General features: G+C 69.2%; 21 protein-coding genes. 8 read left to right on the top strand and 13 right to left on the bottom strand.

Translation table 11 applies throughout. The features are described 5' to 3' along the window. Window positions 1-141 precede the first annotated feature (141 nt). Genes lpxK through EOW65_RS13375 form a run of 3 tightly spaced genes read right to left on the bottom strand, consistent with a single transcriptional unit; the run spans window position 142 to window position 2,642 of the window. Window positions 142-1,131 (bottom strand): tetraacyldisaccharide 4'-kinase, encoded by a 990-nt coding sequence (gene lpxK / locus EOW65_RS13385; RefSeq protein ID WP_128150222.1) that lies wholly within the window; start codon window positions 1,129-1,131, stop codon window positions 142-144. Next, window positions 1,131-2,369, bottom strand: a complete 1,239-nt coding sequence (locus tag EOW65_RS13380; protein WP_128150220.1) for a 3-deoxy-D-manno-octulosonic acid transferase — start codon at window positions 2,367-2,369, stop codon at window positions 1,131-1,133. Before EOW65_RS13380 ends, lpxK begins: the two co-directional genes overlap by 1 nt. 18 nt (window positions 2,370-2,387) lie before the next feature. Then, window positions 2,388-2,642, bottom strand: coding sequence for a DUF4170 domain-containing protein (locus tag EOW65_RS13375; protein ID WP_128150218.1), 255 nt, complete (start codon window positions 2,640-2,642; stop codon window positions 2,388-2,390). Window positions 2,643-2,769: 127 nt separating this feature from the next. On the opposite strand from EOW65_RS13375, the gene zapE reads away from it, so the two are divergent. Continuing rightward, window positions 2,770-3,846 carry a cell division protein ZapE gene (zapE, locus tag EOW65_RS13370; RefSeq protein ID WP_121530614.1) on the top strand — a complete coding sequence of 359 codons (1,077 nt, stop codon included), beginning with the start codon at window positions 2,770-2,772 and terminating at the stop codon, window positions 3,844-3,846. On the opposite strand, the gene EOW65_RS13365 is transcribed toward zapE, so the two are convergent. The 4 genes from EOW65_RS13365 to EOW65_RS13350 form a co-directional block, all read right to left on the bottom strand. Continuing rightward, window positions 3,843-4,874, bottom strand: coding sequence for an LLM class flavin-dependent oxidoreductase (locus EOW65_RS13365; protein WP_128150216.1), 1,032 nt, complete (start codon window positions 4,872-4,874; stop codon window positions 3,843-3,845). The two genes, zapE and EOW65_RS13365, sit on opposite strands and share 4 nt — an antisense overlap. Before the next feature lie 95 nt (window positions 4,875-4,969). Further along, complete coding sequence (locus EOW65_RS13360) at window positions 4,970-6,256, bottom strand: bifunctional folylpolyglutamate synthase/dihydrofolate synthase (protein WP_128150214.1); 1,287 nt, start codon at window positions 6,254-6,256, stop codon at window positions 4,970-4,972. Between the two features lie 75 nt (window positions 6,257-6,331). Then, complete coding sequence (gene accD, locus EOW65_RS13355; protein WP_128150212.1) at window positions 6,332-7,240, bottom strand: acetyl-CoA carboxylase, carboxyltransferase subunit beta; 909 nt, start codon at window positions 7,238-7,240, stop codon at window positions 6,332-6,334. A gap of 71 nt (window positions 7,241-7,311) precedes the next feature. After that, on the bottom strand, window positions 7,312-8,196 hold the full coding sequence (locus EOW65_RS13350; protein WP_128150210.1) for a CPBP family intramembrane glutamic endopeptidase: 885 nt from the start codon (window positions 8,194-8,196) through the stop codon (window positions 7,312-7,314). A gap of 198 nt (window positions 8,197-8,394) precedes the next feature. Between EOW65_RS13350 and EOW65_RS13345 the strand changes: the two genes are divergently transcribed. Continuing rightward, a complete protein-coding gene (locus EOW65_RS13345) occupies window positions 8,395-9,153 on the top strand; it encodes a TSUP family transporter (protein WP_128150208.1) in 759 nt (252 codons plus the stop codon). A 3-nt stretch (window positions 9,154-9,156) separates the two neighbouring features. On the opposite strand, the gene EOW65_RS13340 is transcribed toward EOW65_RS13345, so the two are convergent. Continuing rightward, window positions 9,157-10,146 (bottom strand): asparaginase, encoded by a 990-nt coding sequence (locus tag EOW65_RS13340; protein WP_128150206.1) that lies wholly within the window; start codon window positions 10,144-10,146, stop codon window positions 9,157-9,159. A 171-nt stretch (window positions 10,147-10,317) separates the two neighbouring features. Here EOW65_RS13340 and EOW65_RS13335 point away from each other — a divergent pair, with 171 nt between their 5' ends. Continuing rightward, on the top strand, window positions 10,318-10,842 hold the full coding sequence (locus tag EOW65_RS13335; protein WP_128150204.1) for an invasion associated locus B family protein: 525 nt from the start codon (window positions 10,318-10,320) through the stop codon (window positions 10,840-10,842). A gap of 114 nt (window positions 10,843-10,956) precedes the next feature. Continuing rightward, the gene (gene rlmN, locus EOW65_RS13330; protein WP_128150202.1) at window positions 10,957-12,138 is read left to right on the top strand and encodes a 23S rRNA (adenine(2503)-C(2))-methyltransferase RlmN; all 1,182 of its coding nucleotides are present in this window, start codon (window positions 10,957-10,959) and stop codon (window positions 12,136-12,138) included. 55 nt (window positions 12,139-12,193) lie between these two features. On the opposite strand, the gene EOW65_RS13325 is transcribed toward rlmN, so the two are convergent. Next, the gene (locus tag EOW65_RS13325) at window positions 12,194-13,759 is read right to left on the bottom strand and encodes an ArnT family glycosyltransferase (RefSeq protein WP_164880100.1); all 1,566 of its coding nucleotides are present in this window, start codon (window positions 13,757-13,759) and stop codon (window positions 12,194-12,196) included. 1 nt (window position 13,760) lies between these two features. Next, entirely contained in the window at window positions 13,761-14,585 is an 825-nt protein-coding gene (locus EOW65_RS13320) for an LOG family protein (RefSeq protein ID WP_128150197.1), read from the bottom strand. Between the two features lie 91 nt (window positions 14,586-14,676). On the opposite strand from EOW65_RS13320, the gene dapD reads away from it, so the two are divergent. The 3 genes from dapD (at window position 14,677) to EOW65_RS13305 (ending at window position 17,269) form a co-directional block, all read left to right on the top strand. Beyond that, window positions 14,677-15,504: a 2,3,4,5-tetrahydropyridine-2,6-dicarboxylate N-succinyltransferase gene (dapD, locus tag EOW65_RS13315; protein ID WP_128150195.1), complete on the top strand. Its 828-nt coding sequence runs from the start codon at window positions 14,677-14,679 to the stop codon at window positions 15,502-15,504. A 50-nt stretch (window positions 15,505-15,554) separates the two neighbouring features. Next, complete coding sequence (locus tag EOW65_RS13310) at window positions 15,555-15,923, top strand: hypothetical protein (RefSeq protein WP_128150193.1); 369 nt, start codon at window positions 15,555-15,557, stop codon at window positions 15,921-15,923. 80 nt (window positions 15,924-16,003) lie between these two features. Next, window positions 16,004-17,269 carry a lytic murein transglycosylase gene (locus tag EOW65_RS13305; RefSeq protein ID WP_128150191.1) on the top strand — a complete coding sequence of 422 codons (1,266 nt, stop codon included), beginning with the start codon at window positions 16,004-16,006 and terminating at the stop codon, window positions 17,267-17,269. Between the two features lie 9 nt (window positions 17,270-17,278). Here the strand turns inward: EOW65_RS13305 and EOW65_RS13300 are convergent, their stop codons facing one another. Then, window positions 17,279-17,965, bottom strand: a complete 687-nt coding sequence (locus tag EOW65_RS13300; protein WP_128150189.1) for an NnrU family protein — start codon at window positions 17,963-17,965, stop codon at window positions 17,279-17,281. 72 nt (window positions 17,966-18,037) lie between these two features. Between EOW65_RS13300 and EOW65_RS13295 the strand changes: the two genes are divergently transcribed. Next, window positions 18,038-18,601 carry a DUF4202 domain-containing protein gene (locus EOW65_RS13295; protein WP_128150187.1) on the top strand — a complete coding sequence of 188 codons (564 nt, stop codon included), beginning with the start codon at window positions 18,038-18,040 and terminating at the stop codon, window positions 18,599-18,601. Here the strand turns inward: EOW65_RS13295 and EOW65_RS13290 are convergent. Both EOW65_RS13290 and EOW65_RS13285 read right to left on the bottom strand, forming a co-directional pair. Continuing rightward, a complete protein-coding gene (locus EOW65_RS13290) occupies window positions 18,598-19,464 on the bottom strand; it encodes a DMT family transporter (RefSeq protein ID WP_128150185.1) in 867 nt (288 codons plus the stop codon). The genes EOW65_RS13295 and EOW65_RS13290 overlap by 4 nt on opposite strands. Before the next feature lie 102 nt (window positions 19,465-19,566). After that, on the bottom strand, window positions 19,567-19,854 hold the full coding sequence (locus tag EOW65_RS13285) for an HU family DNA-binding protein (protein ID WP_128150183.1): 288 nt from the start codon (window positions 19,852-19,854) through the stop codon (window positions 19,567-19,569). Window positions 19,855-19,859: the final 5 nt, after the last annotated feature.

Here is a 19,859-nt window from a genome sequence, read left to right as displayed (position 1 = left end):
CCCCCCGCTGCGCTCCCCCCGGAGTATTTGTGTCTAGAAAAAGCTCATCGGACAGACTTTTTGGCTTTCTCCTTGCCGAAAATACCTCGGGGGTGAATGCGCCGTCAGGCGCAGAGGGGGCAGCGCCCCCTTTTTCTTTGCCTAAAGGCCAAGCCGCGCCAGCGCCGCGTCGAGCGCCGTGGTGTCGGCGATCTGCAATCGCACCGGCAGCGCCAGCACCTGCGGGCGGAAACGTGCGGGCAGGCGCACCGCATCCTTCTCGGTCGTCACCAGCTGCGCGCCGAGCAGCCGCGCCTCGGTCTCGAGCCGGGTGAGGAGCCGTGGCGTGTAGGGCTGGTGATCCTCGAGTGCTTCGGCGCGCAAAAGCTCGGCGCCCAGTCCCCGCAGGGTGGCGAAGAATTTCTCCGGATGGCCGATGCCCGCAAAGGCAAGGACCCGCAGCCCCTCCCAGTCCATCCCGGTCTGCAAGGGCTCAAGCGCGCCGGTCAGATGCGGCACGGCGATCTTGCCGCCCCATGCGGCCGCAAAGCCGGCCTGTGCAGTGGCGGGGCCGATCGAGAGCAACAGGTCGGCGCGGGCAAGCCCGGCGGCGACCGGCTCGCGCAGCGGGCCCGCGGGCAGGCAGCGGCCGTTGCCGAAGCCCTTCGCCGCATCGACCACCACGATCGACAGATCCTTGATCAGCGCCGGGTTCTGGTGGCCGTCATCGAGAACGATCGCCTGCGCTCCGGCCGCCACCGCCGCGCGCGCCCCCGCGGCGCGGTCCTTCGCCACCCAGGTCGGCGCGAAGGCCGAGATCAGCAGCGGCTCGTCGCCGGTTTCGGCGGCGCGGTGGCGGCGCTCGTCGACCTGCACCGGGCCGGTCAGGCTGCCGCCATGGCCGCGGCTGACGACATGGGCTGCGATGCCCCGCGCCGCGAGGTGCTGCACCAGGGCGATCACGGTGGGCGTCTTGCCGGTGCCGCCGGCGTTGATGTTGCCGACGCAGATCACCGGCACGCCGATGCGGGCCCCGGGCCGGCGCAACCGCTGCGCCGTCGCGGCGGCATAAAGCCCGCCGAGCGGGGCAAGCAACCGCGCCGCAAGCGTCGGCCGGTCGGGCGGGGTGAACCAGAACAGAGGTGCGCCCATCAGCGGATCTCCCCGGTCGTGGTGGTATCGAGCGTGCCGAGGATGGCGCGCGCCACGGCCTCGGCCGCACCCGCCCCGCCCGAGGTCACCGCCCAGGCGTTGTGCGCCAGCATCGCGGCACGGTCGGGCGCGATCAGGTCGGCCAGCGCATCGCCGAGCGAGCGCGCGTCATAGATCGCGCGCGCCGCACGCGCGGCATCGAGCCGGCTGTAGTCCGCGCCATAGGGGGCGGTCTGCGGCCCATGCACCACCGCCGAGCCAAGCGCCGCGGGTTCGAGCGGCGAGCGCGCATGCCCGGCCGCGCCGCTCAGCGTGCCGCCCATGTAGGTCACCGGGGCGATGCGATACCACAGCCCGTATTCGCCCGGGTCATCGGCCAGGAAGATCTGCATCTCGTCGTCGGGCTCGCCCTCGAGCGTGCGCCGCCCGGCGGCCCACCCCATCGCCTCGAGTTCGTTGACGAGCTCGGTCCCGTCGACGGGCTGGTCGGGGGCGAGGATCAGCAGCATCCGGTGCGCGTGGCGCTGCGCCTGGGCATGGGCGGTCAGCACCGCGTGCACCTCGCCCGCCGGCACCGCGGCGGCCAGCCAGACCGGCCGGGTGCGGGTGATCGAAGCGATCGAGGCGCGCTCGGTCTCGGAGCAGTGCAGCGGCTCGGGCGGCTCGGACAGGATGCCGCCGACCTCGATCCGCGCCGGATCGGCGCCGAGGCGGACCAGCGCCGCCTGGCTTTCGGGATCGCGCACGCTGATCCGGGCGAGGCGCGTCAGCAGCGCGCGTTGCAGCCGGCGTGCGAAGAAGCCACGCCGCGCCGCGCGCCCGGGCGCATGGGCGTCGATCAGCATCACCGGCACACCGGCCTCGCGTGCGCCCTCGATCAGTGCCGGCGGCAGCGCATTGCCCATCAGCACGATCAGGTCGGGGTGCCATTGCGTCAGCGCGAGCCGCACCGCCGCCGGGGCGTCCTCGACGGGCGCGATGCGGATCACCGTGTCGGGCAGCGGCGCCTCCAGCGTGGGTGGCACGCTGACCAGCAGCGAAAGCCCCGGACGCTGCTGCTGCAATCGGCGCAGCAGCAGCGCGGCAGTGGCGCCGCCGTCATGCCCGTCCTCGGCCCCCGGGTCGGGCACCAGCCAAATCAGGGGCCCCGCCGGACGCGCCGGTGCCTCGGCCGTCAGTGCCGGCCGGCGCGAGCGGGTCAGCGCGAGGCGCAGCCACAGCAGGAAGGACCGGCGCATTTCTGGCTCCGTCAGGGATCAGGCGCCGAGTTCCTCGGTCGGCGAGGCGGGAACCTCCTCGTCGCGCAGCCGGTGCAGGTGGGCGATGAAATAGCGCATGTGGGCATCGTCGACCGAGCGTTGCGCCTCGGCCTTCCAGGCGTTGAAGGCCGTCGAATAGTTCGGGAAGATGCCGACGATGTGGATCTTGCTCACATCCTTGAACTGCGTGTGTGCGGGGTCGATGAGCTCGCCGCCGAACACGAGGTGCAGCCGCTGGGTCGATTTGGACATGATCTCTCCTGTCGTTGAGATGGCGGGCGAACCCTATGCCAAGCGCGCCCTGCGCTCAAGCGGCGCCCGTGCGCGAATGTCGCAGCGAGCGCTTTTCAAGCGCTGGCCAAGCGGCTAGGGAAAGGGCATGAAACAGAGCCTGCTGCAAATCTATGACGCCCGTGTCGCCGCCGGCACGCTGCACGCCGACGCGGCGCAGCGCGCGGTCCTGCCGCTGATGGAGCGGATCCGCACCGAGCTCGAGGCGCCGGTGAAGAAGCCCGGCCTTTTCGGCCTCTTCGCCAAGCCCCCCGAGACGGTGCGCGGGCTTTACCTGTGGGGCGGGGTCGGGCGCGGCAAGTCGATGCTGATGGACCTGTTCTGCGGCGCGGTCGAGGTGCCGAAGCGGCGCGTGCATTTCCATGCCTTCATGCAGGAGGTCCAGGCGCAGATCGAGGCGGCGCGTCGGGCGAAGACCGAGGATGCGCTGTTGCCGGTGGCGAAGGCGATCGCGGCCGAGGTGCGGCTTCTGTGCTTCGACGAGATGCAGATCACCGATATCGCCGATGCGATGATCGTCGGGCGGCTCTTCGACGAGCTGTTCAAGCGCGGCGTGACCGTGGTCACCACCTCGAACCGGGTGCCCGAGGATCTCTACAAGAACGGGCTGAACCGGCAGCTGTTCCTGCCCTTCATCGGCATCATCCGCGCCGAGCTCGAGGTGCAGGAGATCGTTTCGGAAAACGACTACCGCCAGCACCGGCTGTCGGGGGCGCAGGTCTATTTCACCCCGCTTGGCCGGCCGGCGACCGAGGCGATGACGGCGCTTTGGGAAGAGCTGTCGGGCCATGACGACAGCGCGGTGCTGCGGCTCGAGGTGAAGGGGCGCGAGGTGGTGATCCCGCATTTCCACAACGGCGTCGGCCGCGCCACCTTCTGGGACCTGTGCGCCGCGGCGCTCGGCCCGGCCGATTACCTTGCCATCGCCGGCGCGGTGCGGGTGCTGATGATCGACGATATCCCGCATCTGTCGTCGTCGAACTTCAACGAGGCGAAGCGCTTCGTCACCCTGATCGACACGCTCTACGAGGCCAAGGTGCGGCTGATCTGCTCGGCCGCCGAGGAACCCGAGCGGCTTTACATCGAGGGCGAGGGCAGCTTCGAGTTCGAGCGCACCGCCAGCCGACTGCGCGAGATGCAGTCGGCCGACTGGGCCCGCGACTAGGCGAGCAGCTCGCGCACCCGCGGGATCACCTTCTCGCCGTACAGCGCGATGTTGCGCAGCTGCACCTCGGGCCGCTGCGGGCCGGAAGAGTATTTCAGCGTGAAGCGGTCGAGGCCCAGCACCCGCACCGTGCGCGCGATCTTCTGCGCCACCGTCTCGGGCGAGCCGATGTAAAGCGAGCCATGCGCGATCTCGGCCTCGTAGGCGGCGCGGGTCAGCCGCGGCCAGCCGCGCGAGCGGCCGATCATGTCGTGCATCGTCGCATAGCCCTCGAAGAACTCCTCCTTCGCGCTCTCGTCGGTCTCGCCGACATGGCCGGGCGAATGCACGCCAAGCGGCAGCATGGGGCCCTCCATCTGCGCGCGGGCGCGGCGGTAGAGGTCGGCGAGGGGCGCGAAGCGGGCGGCGTCGCCGCCGATGATCGCCATCACCAGCGGCATGTCCATCGCCGCGGCTTCCACCACCGATTGCGGGCTGCCGCCGACGCCCCGCCAGATCTTGAGGGGCGTTTCCGCGCGCGGATAGACGGTGACGCCCGTCAGCGCGGGCACGTGCCGGCCCTGGAAGCTGACCTTCTCCTGCGTCTGCAGCAGGTGGAGGAGCTGCGATTTCTCCTCGAACAGGGTCTCGTAATCGTCGAGCGCGAAGCCGAAGAGCGGGAAGCTCTCGGTGAAGGAGCCGCGGCCGATGGTGATCTCGGCGCGGCCCGGCGCGATCGCGTCGAGCGTGGCGAAACGCTGATAGAGCCGGATCGGGTCGTCCGAGGACAGCACCGTCACCGAGGTTCCGACATGGATCCGCTGCGTGCGGGCGAGGATCGCGCCGATCAGCGGTTCGGTCGCCGAGATCGCGAAATCGGGGCGGTGATGCTCGCCAAGGCCGAAATAGTCGACGCCGACGGCCTCGGCGAGCTCCGCCTCGGCCAGGGTGTCGCGGATCACCTGGGCGCCCGAGCGCCGCCCGGCGTCGTCGCGGGTGATGTCCCCGAAGGTGTCGAGGCCGAATTCGAGGGGCGTGGCTTGCGTCATGACGGGGCTCCTGTTGTGCAGCCGCGAAGATAGGGGCCGGCGGCGCCGGCGCCTAGTCGCAGGGCCGCACAGGGATCTTCGCAGAAATGCGGAGCTCAGCCGTTGTCGCGCAGCACCTTGCCGGCGAGGTAGAGCGAGCCGCAGATCAGCACCCGGGCAGTGGGATCGGCCGCCGCGAGCGTGGCCAGCGCATCGGCGACCGAGGGGGCGGTGGCGGTGCGCGCAAAGCCCGCGGCACGGGCGGCGGCCTCGGTCACCTCGGCGGGCTGCGAGTTCGGTTCCTCGGGGATGGTGATCGCGGTCAGGCTTTGCGCGACCGTGGCGAGCGGGCGCATGTAGCCCGCCTCGTCCTTGGTGTTGATCATGCCGCAGATCAGATGCGTCGGCCGCGCGGGCATGCGCGCGAGCGTCGCCGCCACCGCGGTCCCGCCCGCCGGGTTGTGCCCGCCGTCGAGCCACAGCTCGACCCCCGGCGCGCTTTCCGCGAGCGGGCCGCGGCGCAGCCGCTGCATCCGGGCGGGCCATTCGGCGCGGGTGACCGCCGCCTCGCAGGCCTCGGCATCGAAGCCCAGCAGGCGCAGCGCGGCAATCGCGGCGCCGGCGTTCTGGATCTGATGCGGGCCCGGCAGCGCCGGAAGGGGCAGATCAAGCAACCCGGTCTCGTCCTGATAGATCAGCCGGCCGCGTTCCTCGGTCACGTGCCAGTGCTGGCCATGCACGAAGAGCGGCGCGCCGACCCGGGCGGCGCGGGCCTCGATCACCTCGAGCGCCGCCTCGTCCTGCGGGCCGACGACGCAGGTCACGCCGCGTTTCAGGATCCCGGCCTTCTCGCCGGCGATCTCGGGCAGGGTCTCGCCCAGGAAGGCCTGATGGTCGATCGAGACCGGGGTGATGATGGTGAGCGCCGGCCGCTCGATCACATTCGTCGCATCGAGCCGGCCGCCCAGCCCGACCTCGAGCAGGGTGAAATCGGCCGGCGTGCGGGCGAAGGCCAGAAAGGCCGCGGCGGTGGTGATCTCGAAGAAGGTGATCGGGATGTCGCCGTTCACCTGCCGGCATTCCTCGAGCAGCGCGGCAAGATCGGGTTCCGAGATCAGCGTGCCGGCCAGCCGGATGCGCTCGTGGAAGCGGGCGAGATGGGGCGAGGTATAGGCGTGCACGCGCTTGCCCGCCGCCTCGAGCCCGGCGCGGATCATCGCCTGGGTCGAGCCCTTGCCGTTGGTGCCGGCGATGTGGATCACCGGGGGCAACGCCGTCTCGGGGTGGCCGAGGGCGGCGAGCAGCCGCTCGACCCGGTCGAGGGTGAGGTCGATCACCTTCGGGTGCAGCGCCATCAGCTGCGTCAGGATCGCGTCGGAGGGAAGGGTCGTCTCAGCAGCCATCGGGGCCCCCGGAATGGACGGAGGCCGGGGGCGCTGCCCCCGGACCCCCGAGGTATTTGCGGCAAGATGAAGGGCTCAGGCCTTCGCGAGGTCTTCGACCTTGCCCGGGGCGGGCAGGTCGCCGGCAATGGCGGGGGTGAGGCCCATCAGCATGCGGGTGATCGTGACCAGCTCCTCGCGCAGTTTCTTGCGGTGGGTGACGCGGTCGAGCATGCCGTGGTCGAGCAGGTATTCGGCGCGCTGGAAGCCCTCGGGCAGTTTCTCGCGGATCGTCTGCTCGATCACGCGCGGACCGGCAAAGCAGATCAGCGCGTTGGGTTCGGAGATCTGCACGTCGCCGAGCATGGCATAGGAGGCGGTGACGCCGCCGGTGGTCGGGTGAGTGAGCACCACGATATAGGGCAGGTGCGCTTCCTTCAGCATCTGCACCGCGACGGTGGTGCGCGGCATCTGCATCAGGCTGAGGATGCCTTCCTGCATCCGCGCGCCGCCCGCCGCGGCAAAGAGGATCAGCGGGCGCTTCGTCTTCACCGCGCGTTCGGCCGCGGCGACGATGGCATTGCCGACATACATCCCCATCGAGCCGCCCATGAAGGAAAAGTCCTGCGCGGCGGCGATGATCGGGGTGCGGCCCATCTCGCCCTCGGCGACGAGCATCGCCTCTTTCTCGCCGGTCGATTTCTGCGCGGCGCGCATCCGGTCGGGGTATTTCTTCTGGTCGCGGAACTGCAGCGGGTCGGCGATCGGCTCGGGCACCTTGATTTCGGAGAAGATGCCGCCATCGAACAGCGCGGTGAAGCGCGCGCGCGGCGAGATCGCCATGTGGTGGTCGCAGTTCGTGCAGACGTTCAGGTTCTCGGCCAGCTCGCGGTGGAACAGCATGGTCCCGCATTCGGGGCACTTGGTCCACAGGTTCTCGGGCATCTCGCGGCGCGAGAACAACGAGTTGATCTTCGGTTTGACGTAGTTCGAGATCCAGTTCATCGGTCTTGAGCCCCTTTCGTGCGCTTGCCGCGACGTCTGGTCCAGATAAGCCGGCAGGCCGGGAATTGCAATCAGACGCGCAGCGCAAGCCGCGCGGCAAGCCAGGCGACGAGCATCGCGGCGACGTCGGCGGCGAGATAGGGGCCGAAGGCCGCCGCATCGCGCGGGTTGATGACGATGGTGTAGAGCGCGAGCCCGTCGAGCTGGCCGTAGAGCCCGACAAGGATCATCGAGGAGAGGTTGTTGGTGAAGTGCAGCGCCAGCGCCGCGCCGAGATTGCCGGTGCGCGCGGTCAGGTCGGCAGCAAGGCAGCCGAAGCCCATCGCCCAGAGCGCCGGCCAGAGCGCCATCGGCCCGAACTCGGCCGGCGAATAGTGCAAGGCGCCGAACAGCGCCGAAGGCGCCACCATCCACACCCAGGGCGAGCGGCTGCGCGCGGCAAGCTGCTGCAGCAGGTAGCCGCGGAAGATCAGCTCCTCGGCGGCGATCTGCACGAGAAGAAGCGGCAGCATCACCGGCAGCCAGCGCAGCACCGTGGCGGGCGGCACCGAGCGGCCGACATTCGGGTCAAGGAACGCGAGCGGGAAGAGCGCGAGGGCCAGGCCGAAAAGCGGCACGCCGGCGCGCAGCGCGTCGCGCCCGGCGCCGGGGCCGAGGAGGCTTTGCAGGCCGCGGCGGTGCAGCGCCCGCGTCACGGCCAGCACGGCGAGTGCCATCGGCACAAAGGTGGCGAGCAGCATCGCCAGCCCCGCAGGCGTGCCGGCGCGGGAGATCTCGGCCATCAGCCGGGCAAAGCGCATCGGCGCGAGCTGGTGGCCGATCAGCGTCAGCGTGCCGAAGACCGCCCCCCAGTAGAGCGCGACGATCAGCACCAGACCAAGCGCCGTGCGCCACAGCTCGGCCCGCGGCTGCGCCAGGGCGGCAAAGGCCGCGAGCGGGCGCCAGGCGGGGCTCATGCGGCCCGGGCCGTCGGGAGCATGCAAGGATCGTCGTGGCCGATCGGCGGAAGGGGGAAGGGCATTGCATCCTCGGTTTGCGCTGACCGCGGCAGGCTAATGCCGTGCCGGGCGGGGAGCAAGGCGCGCTTTACATTGCCCGGCCGCCAGAGGAAGAAGCGCCGCCCGCGACACTGCGGGCGCAACGGCGGTTTCCCGATGTTCGAAGTGTCCCTCGACCTTGCCCTGATGCTGATCGGTGCGGCCTTTGCTGCCGGGTTCGTCGATTCGATCGCCGGCGGTGGCGGGCTCATCACCCTGCCGGTGCTGCTTCTGGCCGGGGCGACGCCGCTGCAGGCGCTGTCGACGAACAAGGTGCAGGGGGTGTTCGGCGCGGCGACCGCGGCGCTCGCCTATGCGCGGGCGGGGCATGTGCGACTGTCGCATCAGCTGCGGCCCGCGGTGCTGGCCTTCATCGCGGGGCTGGTCGGTGCCGGGCTCGTCTCGGTGATCCCGACCGGCGGGCTGCGGATCGCGCTGCCGGTGGTGCTGATCGCGATCGCCGCGTTCTTCGCGCTGAAGAAGGGGCTGGATGACACCGACCGGGGCGAGCGGATCCGACCGGCCGCCTTCACCGCGTTCGTCGTGCCGCTGATCGGTTTTTACGACGGGTTGATCGGGCCCGGGGCCGGCGCCTTCTACATGATCGGCTTCGTCACGCTCGCGGGCTATGGCGTGCTGAAGGCCACCGCGCACACGAAGTTGCTGAACTTCGCCTCGAATCTCGGCGGGCTGATCGCCTTTGCCGCGGCGGGGGCGCCGTGGTGGGCGATGGGGCTGGCCATGGGGCTTGCACAGGTGGCGGGCGCCCGGCTCGGCGCCCGGCTGGCGATGCGGGTGGGGGCGAAGGTGATCAAGCCATTGCTGGTGACCACCTCGACCCTGCTGGCGCTGCGATTGCTCTGGCAGATGCTTTAAGGTTCAGGCGAAGCCGGGCGCCAGACGCATGCCGCCGGTGACGAAGCCGCGCCAGTTCCGCTGCACGCTCGGGATCAGCTCCTCGACCACCGGATGCGCGGGATCGAGCGCGCCGAGCTTCACCAGAAGCGCGGTGATCGCCGCTTCCGAGGCGCGGGTGCCGCCGTCGACGATCTTCAGCGCGATGCCGCGTTTCTGCTCGGGCAGGATCGCGACATAGACCGCCTCCGCCCCGGTCTTCACCGCAACGGTGCCGCCCATGGCGCGCATCAGCCGGGTGCAGGCGCGCTCCTCGCCCGCCACCATCTCGGGGAAGGCGGCCATGGCGCGGGCCAGCCGGGCGGCCGCGGCCTCGCGGATGGAGCCCTCTGGGTTTGCCGCGGCGAAGAACTGCATCGCGCGGGCAAGGCCCGTCACCGTGCAGGCGAAATTCGGCGCCGAGCAGCCGTCGATGCCGTAACCGGGCGAGGTCTCCTGCGTCACCTCCTCGAAGGCGGTCTTCACCGCGCGCTGCACCGGATGGTCGATCTCGACATATTCGCTGCCGCCCTTCAGGTGCCGGTTCAGCGTCAGGAAGCCCGCATGCTTGCCCGAGCAGTTGTTGTGCAGCTGGCAGGGCGTCTCGTGGGTGCAGGTCAGGCGGGTGTTCTCCGCCTTGTCCCAGGGCATGTGCACGCCGCAGCGCAGATCGCCCTCGGCCATGCCGAGATCGGCCAGCCAGCCCGCCACGGCGTCGCGGTGCAGCGCCGCGCCCGAATGGCTGGCGCAGGACAGGGCAAGCTGGCGCTCGCTCAGCCCCGCGGCATCGGCCGCGCCGCTTTCCAGAAGTGGCAGCGCCTGCAGCATCTTGCACGACGAACGCGGGAAGATCACCGTCTCGGGATCGCCCCAGGCGGCCTCGATCCCGCCCGGGCCGAAGACCACCGCATGGCCCGCATGGACCGATTCGAGCATCCCGCCCCGCCACAATTCGATCATCGGCACTGCCGTCATTGGCTTTTCCCCTCTTCACGCATGCGCGAATTCCTGCCCGGGGGGCTTTCGTCCCGGGGCACTTTCTTGTTATCTGTGGAATATCGAGTTGAATCCGCAACCGCCATTGTCAAGAAGGGCCAAAGGCCCGCGCGGGCGGTCAGAGGCATCAGGCAGCTGGAGGCTGTAACAATGAAGACTTTCATCCTGCGGGGCGCTGCGATTCTGGCTGCTTCGCTTCTCGTTCCCGGGATCGCCGGCGCGCAGCAGACCTCGAACCGCGTCGCCGCAAAGACCGACTGGAGCGTCTTCGTCGAAGAAAAGCCCAAGGAATGCTGGGGCGTCACCTCGCCCAAGGAAACGGTGAACACCAAGGACGGCAAGCCCACCCAGGTGCGGCGCGGCGACATCCTGCTGTTCGTCACCTTCCGTCCGGGCAAGGGCGGCGAGGTTTCGTTCATGGGTGGCTATCCTTTCGCCCCGGGCTCGACCGCCGACATGGTGGTGAACAACGGCCAGAAATTCCAGCTCTTCACCGATGGCGAGGGCGCCTGGGCGGGCTCGGCCGATCAGGATGCGAAGATCATCGCGGCGCTGAAGGGCGGTGCCGACGTGACGATCACCGCGCATTCGGCGCGCGGCACGCAGACCAGCGACAAGTTCTCGCTGATGGGCTTCACCGCCGCGATGGACGAGGCCGCCAAGCGCTGCAAGTAAGCTAGGCGCCCCATTGCGCGACGCAGGCCCCGGCAGTGCCGGGGCTTTTGCATTTGCACTACCGTTTCGGGCGCGAATCCCCTATATGAAGCGCTTCATTGCCGGGACATTGCCATGACCACGCCCTCCGCACCGATCACTCAAGACGTGCTGACCATTCCGCGCAAGCTGCCCGAAGGCGGCAAGGTGAACCTCGTGGGGCTCACCCGCGAGCAGCTGCGCGCCGCGCTGATCGAGGCCGGCACGCCCGAGAAGCAGGCGAAGATGCGCGTCGGCCAGATCTGGCAGTGGGTCTATCACTGGGGCGTGCGCGACTTCGCGCAGATGACGAACCTTGCCAAGGACTACCGCGCGCTGCTCGACGAGAAGTTCGAGATCGGCCTGCCCGAGGTGGTGACCCGGCAGGTCTCGCTCGACGGCACCCGCAAGTATCTGCTGCGCATCGCCGGCGGGCACGAGGTGGAGATGGTCTACATCCCCGAGGAAAGCCGCGGCACGCTGTGCATCAGCTCGCAGGTGGGCTGCACGCTGACCTGCACCTTCTGCCACACCGGCACGCAGAAGCTGGTGCGCAACCTGACCGCGGGCGAGATCGTCGGCCAGGTTCTGGTGGCGCGCGACGACCTCGGCGAATGGCCCGAGCCGGGCGAACCGAAGAACGACGTGCGGCTGGTGTCGAACGTCGTGCTGATGGGCATGGGCGAGCCGCTTTACAACTTCGACAACGTGCGCGATGCGATGTCGGTGGTGATGGACGGCGAGGGGATCTCTCTCAGCCGCCGGCGGATCACGCTCTCGACCTCGGGCGTGGTGCCCGAGATCGCCCGCGCCGCCGAGGAAATCGGCTGTCTGCTGGCGGTCAGCTTCCACGCCACCACCGACGAGGTGCGCGACAAGCTGGTGCCGATCAACAAGCGCTGGAACATCGAGACGCTGCTGAACACGCTGCGCGAATACCCGCGGCTGTCGAACAGCGAGCGGATCACGTTTGAATACGTGATGCTGAAGGATGTGAACGACACCGACGACGACGCGCGCCGGCTGGTCAAGCTGATCCGCGGCATCCCGGCGAAGATCAACCTGATCCCGTTCAACGAATGGCCCGGTGCGCCCTATCAGCGCAGCGACTGGGACCGGATCGAGGCCTTCGCCGACATCATCTACAAGGCGGGCTATGCCAGCCCGATCCGCACCCCGCGCGGCGAGGACATCATGGCCGCCTGCGGTCAGCTGAAATCGGCGACCGAGCGGGCGCGCAAGTCGAAGGCGCAGATCGCCGCCGAGGCGGGGCTGTAAGCCCCGCGTCCGGCCGCGCAGGGGCGGCCGGGATCGCGATCGTTTCAGGACGTTCTCAGCGGCCCTGCCACAGGCACCAGTCGGCGCCGTAGAAGTGGATGCGGTACTCGGGTTCGCCCGGCCGCGTCACCGCCTTGCACTCACTCGCCAGCATGCCGCCCGGGTGCGTGCTCAGCCAGGCCTCGGCCTGTTCCGGCTCCAGCACATCGACGGGTTTCGTCAGCCGCCCCTCGAAGCCGAATTCGGCGTTGTAGCGGTCGGTGACCACCGCCATGCCCTGGTCCTGATGCGCCGCAAGGATCTGCGCGATCGGGGTGGTGTCATAGGCCGGCGCGAGCCCGGTGGTGCCGATCAGCCCCAGAAGCGCCAGCACGAAGCCAAGCCCCAGCGTGGCCAGCCCCGCGACGCGCGGCAGCACCAGTGCGGCCAGCGCAAGGATCAGGCACAAGACCGCAAAGCCCGCGACCGGGGCGAGCGGTTGCAGCATCGCGACCGTCGTCGCATCGCCCTTGCCGAGCGCTGCGGCGAGGGCCGCCCCGCCCGCCAGCAGTACCAGCAGCGCCGCCGGCAGCGCGCCAAGTCCGCGCACCTCGCCACGCCCGCCCGCGATCAGCGCGCGGGCGAAGATCAGCGCCACGGCCGGAAGTTCCGGGATCAGGTAATGCACCTGCTTGCCCGAGACGAGCGAGAACAGCACGAGCCCCGCCCCGGCCTGGATCAGGCACAGCCGCAGCGCGCGATCCGACAGCGACAGCCGCCGCAGCCCGCGCCACAGCGAGGGCGTCCAGACCCAGGGGAAGAGCAGCAGCGGCGTCAGCGCCAGCAGCCAGTACCACGGCCGGGCATGGGCAAAGGATTGCACGGTGCGGCCCGCGGTCTGTTCCCACAAGATCATGTGCCGGTATTCCGGCCCGCCCAGAATCGCCGCCGGCACCACCCAGAGCCCGACGATCGCCAGCGCGATCACAAGGGCAAGCGCCGCGCCGCGCGCAATCTCACCGCCGCTCGGCCGGCGGATGGAATTCGCCCAGAGCGGCACCGTCAGCAGCGCCGGTCCGAGATGCAGCAGGATCACCGGCCCCTTCGCCAGCACCCCGAAGGCCAGCGCCAGGCCAAAGCCCGCCCAGGCCCGCCGGTTCACCCCCGGCGCCGAGGTTGCGCTGACCAGCGCCAGCAGACCGCCGACCGTCGCCGCGGCGAGCATCGTGTCGAACATCACCGCGCCGCCGTAGATCGCGAAGAAGCTGGTTCCGGCCAGCACCGCGGCGGCGATCGCGCCCGTCGTCTCGTCCCACAGTCGCGCGCCAAGCCGCCAGCTGCCCCAGACCGCTGCCAGCCCGAAGGCCGGCCCGACCAGCCGCGCGCCGATGTCGCTGACATGGCCGGTGAGGAACCACACCAGGTTCATCAGCCAGAACAGCATCGGCGGCTTGTCAGTGTAGATCTCGAAGTTCTTGTGCGGCACCAGGAAATCGCCGGTCACCCGCATCTCCCAGGCGACGTCGATATAGCGCGTCTCGTCGATCGGGATCAGTGGCCGCAGCAGCACGCCCGCCACCGCCACCGCCGCGAAGGCGATCAGCATCGCCAGTGCCAAAGAGCGCGCGCGCGCCGTGTCCATGTTACTCACAGCCGTAATCCCAGCCGTCAATGATTGCGAGCGCATCTGCTGCGGTCTCGACGAAGGAGATCAGCTCGAGATCCTGCGGCGAGATCGTGCCGGCCTCGGCCAGCATGGTCCAGTTCACCACGCTCTTCCAGAACTCGGTGCCGAACAGGATGAACGGGATCCGCCGCATCCGTCGCGTCTGGATCAGGGTCAGCGCCTCGAACATCTCGTCGAGCGTGCCGAAGCCGCCCGGGAAGACACAGACCGCGCGCGCGCGCATCAGGAAATGCATCTTGCGGATGGCGAAATAGTGGAAGTTGAAGCTGAGATCCGGCGTCACCCAGGCATTTGGTGCCTGCTCGTGCGGCAGCATGATATTGAGCCCGATCGACTGGCCGCCGGCCTCGTGCGCGCCGAGGTTGCCGGCCTCCATCACGCCCGGCCCGCCGCCGGTGCACACGACCAGCTGGCGGCCATAGGTCTCGAGCGAGCGTTCGGTCACCGCGCGGGCGAAGCGGCGCGCCTCCTCGTAGAAATGCGACAGTTCCGCAAGAGCCGGGGTCTTGGCCGTCTCTTTCTTCTCGGGCGCGGGGATGCGGGCGCCGCCGAACATCACCACCGTGCTCTCGATGCCGCGCTCGTCGAGCACCATCTGCGGCTTCAGCAGTTCAAGTTGCAGCCGCACCGGGCGCAGTTCTGGGCGCATCATGAATTCTTCGTCGATGAAGGCGAGGCGATAGGCGGGAGAGCGGCTTTGCGGCGTGTCCGGGATGCGGTGCGAGGCCCTTGCGTCCTCGATCGAATCGCGGAACGTATGGCTGCTGTGCTCTTCTGTCATGGCGGTCCTGCTCGTTGCGCCTGCGGCTGCTTCCAACTATAGGGAGAGGCAAGCAGAAGCCACCTGAAACCGCAAGATCCGGAGGACGCCCATGTCCACATCCTCGCTCGAAGCCGCCATCGAAGTTGCCTGGGAAACCCGCGACACCATCACCCCCGCCAGCAAGGGCGCGGTGCGGGACGCGATCGAGGAGACACTTGCCGCGCTCGACACCGGCAAGCTGCGCGTCGCCGAGAAGATGGCCGATGGCAGCTGGCAGGTGAACCAGTGGGCGAAGAAGGCGGTGCTGCTCGGCTTCCGGCTGAAGGACATGGCGATGCAGTCGGGCGGGCCGCAGGGCTCGAGCTGGTGGGACAAGGTCGACAGCAAGTTCGCCGGCTGGGGCGAGCCGGAATGGACCCAGGCCGGGTTCCGCGCCGTGCCGAACTGCATCGTGCGCCGCTCGGCCTTCATCGGCAAGGGCGTGGTGCTGATGCCGTCCTTCGTCAACCTCGGCGCCTATGTCGACGAGAACACGATGGTCGACACCTGGGCGACGGTCGGTTCCTGCGCGCAGATCGGCAAGAACGTGCACCTGTCGGGCGGCGTCGGCATCGGCGGCGTGCTGGAACCGATGCAGGCCGGCCCGACGATCATCGAGGACAACTGCTTCATCGGCGCCCGCTCCGAGGTGGTCGAGGGCGTGATCGTGCGTGAGGGCTCGGTTCTCGGCATGGGGGTGTTCATCGGCAAGTCGACGAAGATCGTCGACCGCGAGACCGGCGAGATCATGTATGGCGAAGTGCCGCCCTATTCGGTTGTCGTCTCGGGCTCGCTGCCGTCGAAGAACGGCGTGAACCTCTATTGCGCAGTGATCGTGAAGCGTGTCGACGCGCAGACCCGGTCGAAGACCGGCATCAACGAGCTGCTGCGCGACTGAGCGCGACCGGGGCGGGCCAGCGGCCTGCCCCCCTTTTCCGGAGCCCCGCCATGACCGAGACCCCCGAGGACAAGCCCGCCAAGGCGAAACGGCCGCAGCAGGTCTATACCCTGCTGGTCGAGGTCGGCCGGCACGAGAACGACGGCCTGCCGAAGGGCGCGACCGGGGCGGGGCTGGTGATCTATGCCTCGGGCGTCGACGAGGCCGAGGCGGTGCGCGAGACCGTGGCGATCCTGAAACAGGCCGATCTCGCGCCGCTTGACGTCACCGGCTATGGCACGCTGGCCGAGCGGGAGAAACTCGGCCACGAGATCGACGACGAGGAACGCGCGCTGATGGACCGCGCGCTGGCCGAAAACTCGGTGATCGTGGCGCAGATGACGCCCTTCTACGGCGAGGACCGGGGCGAGCGCGGCTGAGCGATCGCCCGCCAAGGCGGATTGCGACCGGGCGCCGGCCTGCTACACTGTTTCGTAACAACAAACAGCGAGCAGAGCCCATGATCCGTGTCGTAAAGATTGCCACCCTGTCCCTCGTCGCCCTTGCCGGGCTTTCGGCCTGCGCCGGCCCGATCGGCCGGGCCGAGCAGCCGAAGCGCGGAGAGAGCCAGATGATCGAAGAGATTCCCACCGTCGACCCGGCCGTGCAGCGCGGCTTCGAGAACTGGCTCGTCACCTTCAAGCCGCGCGCGCTGGCCTCGGGGATCAGCGAGACGACCTGGGCCAATGCCACCCGGGGCATCCGCTACAACCCGAAGGTGATCGAGCGCGACCGCAATCAGGCCGAGTTCACCAAGACGATCTGGCAATATCTCGACAGCGCGGTCTCCGACACCCGGATCGAGAACGGCCGCGCGGCGCTGCGCGAGCATGCGGCGCTGCTGAACCAGATCGAGGCGCGCTATGGCGTCGAGAAGGAGGTCGTCGTCGCAGTTTGGGGCATGGAGTCGAACTTCGGCAACAACCGCGGCAAGGTGCTGATCGTGCCGGCGCTGGCGACGCTCGCCTATGACGGCCGCCGCGGCAACTTCTTCGCGCAACAGTTCATCGACGCGCTGAAGATCATCCAGGCGGGCGACACCGATGCGCGGCACATGACCGGGTCCTGGGCGGGCGCGATGGGGCACACGCAGTTCATCCCCTCCTCCTACCTGTCCTTCGCGGTCGATTTCACCGGCGACGGCAAGCGCGACATCTGGTCGGACAACCCGGCCGATGCGCTCGCCTCGACCGCGGCCTATCTGGCGCGCTCGGGCTGGTCGAAGGGCCAGCCCTGGGGGGTCGAGGTGCGCCTGCCGCAGGGGTTCAACTACAACCTCGCCGGCAAGAAGACGAAGAAGTCGCCCTCTGACTGGGCGGCGCTTGGCGTGCGGGGGGTGAACGGCGGCACGGTGCCGAATTACGGCCCGGCCTCGATCCTGCTGCCCGCCGGGGCGGGCGGTCCGGCCCTGATGATCTTCGGCAATTTCACTGCGATCTCGCGTTACAACAACGCCGATGCCTATGTGATCGGGGTCGGGCATCTGTCCGACCGGCTGAAGGGGGCGGGGCCCTTCGTCCATCCCTGGCCGCGCGACGCCCGCTCGCTGACCCAGGCCGAGCGCAGCGAGCTGCAGACGCGGCTCACCGCGCTTGGCTATGACACCCAGGGCACCGACGGCATGATCGGCGCGAACAGCATCGCCGCGATCGAGGCCTACCAGCGCGCGAACGGGCTGGCGCCCGATGGCTATGCCTCGCTCTCGCTGCTCGAACGGCTGCGCTGAGCGCGGCCGTCAGGGCAGGGGCGTGACGCCGATCACCGGCGCGTGCAGGTGCCATAGCGTGACCCAGGCGAGAAGGCCCAGGCCGAGCCGGACGAGCGAGGGTCCATGCGCCGGGCGCCAGCGGCCGCTGAGCAGCGCCTGAAACGGCACCGACGAGGTGCGGGCCGCGAGCCGCGCGAAGTCGGCCGCGCCCCAGGCCCTGCGCTTGCGCCCCTCCATCGCCCGCATGCCAGTCGCCGAGAAGATCAGGAAGGCGCCGAACAGGATCACATGCGCGAGGTCGCCGTTCACCAGCAGGTGCACGGAAGACCACAGCACCAGTGCCCACAGCAGCGGCTGGCGCACCAGTCCGGCGATGCCGGGATGATCGGGATCGAAGCCCGTGGCGCGTCCCTCGAAGGCGAAGGGATTGGGCGCGCCGATGCCGAAGGCGACCAGCACGATCGCCACCGGCATCACCAGATTGGCGAGCCAGCGCATCCAGTCCTGCTGCATCCACAGCACCACAGCGGGTGCATGCCCGGCGGCGAAGATCAGCCAGAACAGCAGTGCCGTCGAGGTCAGGCTGAAGGCCCAGACCCATCCCCGCCGACCAAGCCGCGCAACCAGGGCCGTTTTCAGCCGCGCATTCGCCGGCACCAGATGCGAGGCCATGAACAGCCCGCCTGCCAGAAGAAATTCGCCCCAGCCTGCCATCGTGCCGCCTCCTCTTGGACCGCCCCCAGAAATGATGCAAAGCTGGCGAAACCGCAATCAGCCGAGCTGCCCATGACCACGCCCCTTGTCCGCGCGCTTGCCGCGCTCGATGTCGCCAATGCCGCCGATCCGACGCGCGAGGATGGAGAACCCGCGGCGCTGCTCTATGGCCGGCGGATGTCGGCGGAACTGGCGCGGCTGGTTCCCGAGGCCTCGGAGCCCTTGCAGATCGCCGCCCGCGGCCAGCATGTCGAGCGCTGGCTCCTGCCGCGCAAGGACTATCCCGAAGGGCGCACGGGCTATCTGGACTGGCGCCGCGAGCAGGGCCGCCGCCATGCCGGGCGCGTGGGCGAGATCATGCGCGCGGCGGGCTATGACGAGGAGGCGATCGCGCAGGCCGGGCGGATGCTGCGCAAGGAGGGGATCAAGCGCGACGCCGAGGTGCAGGCGCTGGAAGACGTGATCTGCTTCGTCTTCCTGCGCCACTATTTCGCGCCCTTCGCGCCGACTCAGGCGCCCGAGGCGCTGCAGAAGATCGTCGAGAAGACGGCGCGCAAGATGTCGGCCGGGGGGCGCGTCCGGGCGCTTGCCGAGTTCGACCTGCCCGAGCCCTTCGCCGCCGCCTTCCGCGACTAGCCCTGTTTCGAGAGCTGGACGGCGAGGATGCCGCCGGCGATCACCGCAACGCCGAGCAGGTCGAGCGCGCCAAGCCGCTCGCCCAGCACCGCGGCGGCAATGGCGACGCCGAAGAACGGGTTGAGGAAGTGGAAGGTGGCGGCCTTGACCGCGCCGATCCGGCCGACCAGCTTGAACCAGATCCAGGTCGCCAGAACGCCGGGGATCAGCACGGTATAGGTAAAGGCGCCGATCAGCCGCGGGCTCATGTGGACCGCCGTCCAGTCCTCGGTGGCCGCCGAGACGACCGCCAGCACCGCGGCGCCGACGAACATCTGCAACCCGACGATCATCATCACATTGCCGCCCCCCGAGGCGCCGCGCACGGTGAGCGTGGCAATCGAGAGCGCCAGCGCGCCGCCGAAGCACAGCGCCATGCCGACCGGATCGACCCCGCCCGACAGCCGCGCCCCCATGATGATCGCGACGCCGATGACGCCCGCGATCAGCCCCGCAAGGCCGAGCGGTCGCACCCGGTCGCGAAACACCGCCCAGCCGAGGAAGGCCACCATCAGCGGCATGGTCGAGGCGATGATCGAGGCGACCGAGGCCTGCACCCATTGCATCGCGACGAAGTTCAGCCCGAGGTAAAGCGCGTTCTGGCATAGTCCGAAGATCAGCGCTGCGCGCCATTGTGCCCGGCTCAGCCGCAGGCTCTGGCCAAGCGCCAGCGCGATACCGGTGCCGATCAGCCCCGAGAACAGGAAGCGCAGAGCCAGCGCGAAAAGCGGCGGCGCCTCGGCGACAATCATCCGTGCCGAGGTGAAGGCCGAGGACCACATCAGGGCAAAGGCCAGCCCCATGCCGATTGCGCGCAGATCCATCCTGTTCTCCTGCCTGGGGGAGGACAAAGAAAAAGGCCGCCCCGATTGCTCGAAGGGCGACCCTGTCCGATCCTGGCGCGCCCCGCAAGGGGCGGCGGATGATCAGCCGTTGACGCTGTCCTTCAGGACCTTCGCAACGGTAACCTTGACCTGCTTGTCGGCCGGCTTGGTGATCGTTTCGCCGGTGGCCGGGTTGCGCACCTGACGCTCCGGACGAGCCTTGCAGGAAACCTTGCCGATGCCCGGCAGGGTGACGGCGCCGCCTTCAGCGACTTCCTTGGTCACGATCGCGGCAACGGCGTCGAGCGCGGCCGAGGCGGTCTTCTTGTCCGAGCCCATTGCTTCGGCAACAGCCGCCACGAGCTGGGTCTTGGTCATCGGTTTCGACATGAATC

This window comes from Paenirhodobacter ferrireducens (assembly GCF_004022265.1).
Lineage (GTDB): Bacteria > Pseudomonadota > Alphaproteobacteria > Rhodobacterales > Rhodobacteraceae > Rhodobacter > Rhodobacter ferrireducens.
This window is presented reverse-complemented; position numbering and strand designations above follow the sequence as displayed.

Coding starts and splice junctions, on each gene's coding strand:
- EOW65_RS13325 (WP_164880100.1), bottom strand. CDS start 13,759: ATGGACACGGCGCGCGCGCGCTCTTTGGCACTGGCGATGCTGATCGCC.
- lpxK (WP_128150222.1), bottom strand. CDS start 1,131: ATGGGCGCACCTCTGTTCTGGTTCACCCCGCCCGACCGGCCGACGCTT.
- EOW65_RS13320 (WP_128150197.1), bottom strand. CDS start 14,585: ATGACAGAAGAGCACAGCAGCCATACGTTCCGCGATTCGATCGAGGAC.
- EOW65_RS13360 (WP_128150214.1), bottom strand. CDS start 6,256: ATGGCTGCTGAGACGACCCTTCCCTCCGACGCGATCCTGACGCAGCTG.
- EOW65_RS13380 (WP_128150220.1), bottom strand. CDS start 2,369: ATGCGCCGGTCCTTCCTGCTGTGGCTGCGCCTCGCGCTGACCCGCTCG.
- EOW65_RS13285 (WP_128150183.1), bottom strand. CDS start 19,854: ATGTCGAAACCGATGACCAAGACCCAGCTCGTGGCGGCTGTTGCCGAA.
- EOW65_RS13365 (WP_128150216.1), bottom strand. CDS start 4,874: ATGACGCAAGCCACGCCCCTCGAATTCGGCCTCGACACCTTCGGGGAC.
- EOW65_RS13310 (WP_128150193.1), top strand. CDS start 15,555: ATGACCGAGACCCCCGAGGACAAGCCCGCCAAGGCGAAACGGCCGCAG.
- EOW65_RS13345 (WP_128150208.1), top strand. CDS start 8,395: ATGTTCGAAGTGTCCCTCGACCTTGCCCTGATGCTGATCGGTGCGGCC.
- dapD (WP_128150195.1), top strand. CDS start 14,677: ATGTCCACATCCTCGCTCGAAGCCGCCATCGAAGTTGCCTGGGAAACC.
- EOW65_RS13350 (WP_128150210.1), bottom strand. CDS start 8,196: ATGAGCCCCGCCTGGCGCCCGCTCGCGGCCTTTGCCGCCCTGGCGCAG.
- EOW65_RS13305 (WP_128150191.1), top strand. CDS start 16,004: ATGATCCGTGTCGTAAAGATTGCCACCCTGTCCCTCGTCGCCCTTGCC.
- EOW65_RS13340 (WP_128150206.1), bottom strand. CDS start 10,146: ATGACGGCAGTGCCGATGATCGAATTGTGGCGGGGCGGGATGCTCGAA.
- accD (WP_128150212.1), bottom strand. CDS start 7,240: ATGAACTGGATCTCGAACTACGTCAAACCGAAGATCAACTCGTTGTTC.
- EOW65_RS13300 (WP_128150189.1), bottom strand. CDS start 17,965: ATGGCAGGCTGGGGCGAATTTCTTCTGGCAGGCGGGCTGTTCATGGCC.
- rlmN (WP_128150202.1), top strand. CDS start 10,957: ATGACCACGCCCTCCGCACCGATCACTCAAGACGTGCTGACCATTCCG.
- zapE (WP_121530614.1), top strand. CDS start 2,770: ATGAAACAGAGCCTGCTGCAAATCTATGACGCCCGTGTCGCCGCCGGC.
- EOW65_RS13375 (WP_128150218.1), bottom strand. CDS start 2,642: ATGTCCAAATCGACCCAGCGGCTGCACCTCGTGTTCGGCGGCGAGCTC.
- EOW65_RS13295 (WP_128150187.1), top strand. CDS start 18,038: ATGACCACGCCCCTTGTCCGCGCGCTTGCCGCGCTCGATGTCGCCAAT.
- EOW65_RS13335 (WP_128150204.1), top strand. CDS start 10,318: ATGAAGACTTTCATCCTGCGGGGCGCTGCGATTCTGGCTGCTTCGCTT.
- EOW65_RS13290 (WP_128150185.1), bottom strand. CDS start 19,464: ATGGATCTGCGCGCAATCGGCATGGGGCTGGCCTTTGCCCTGATGTGG.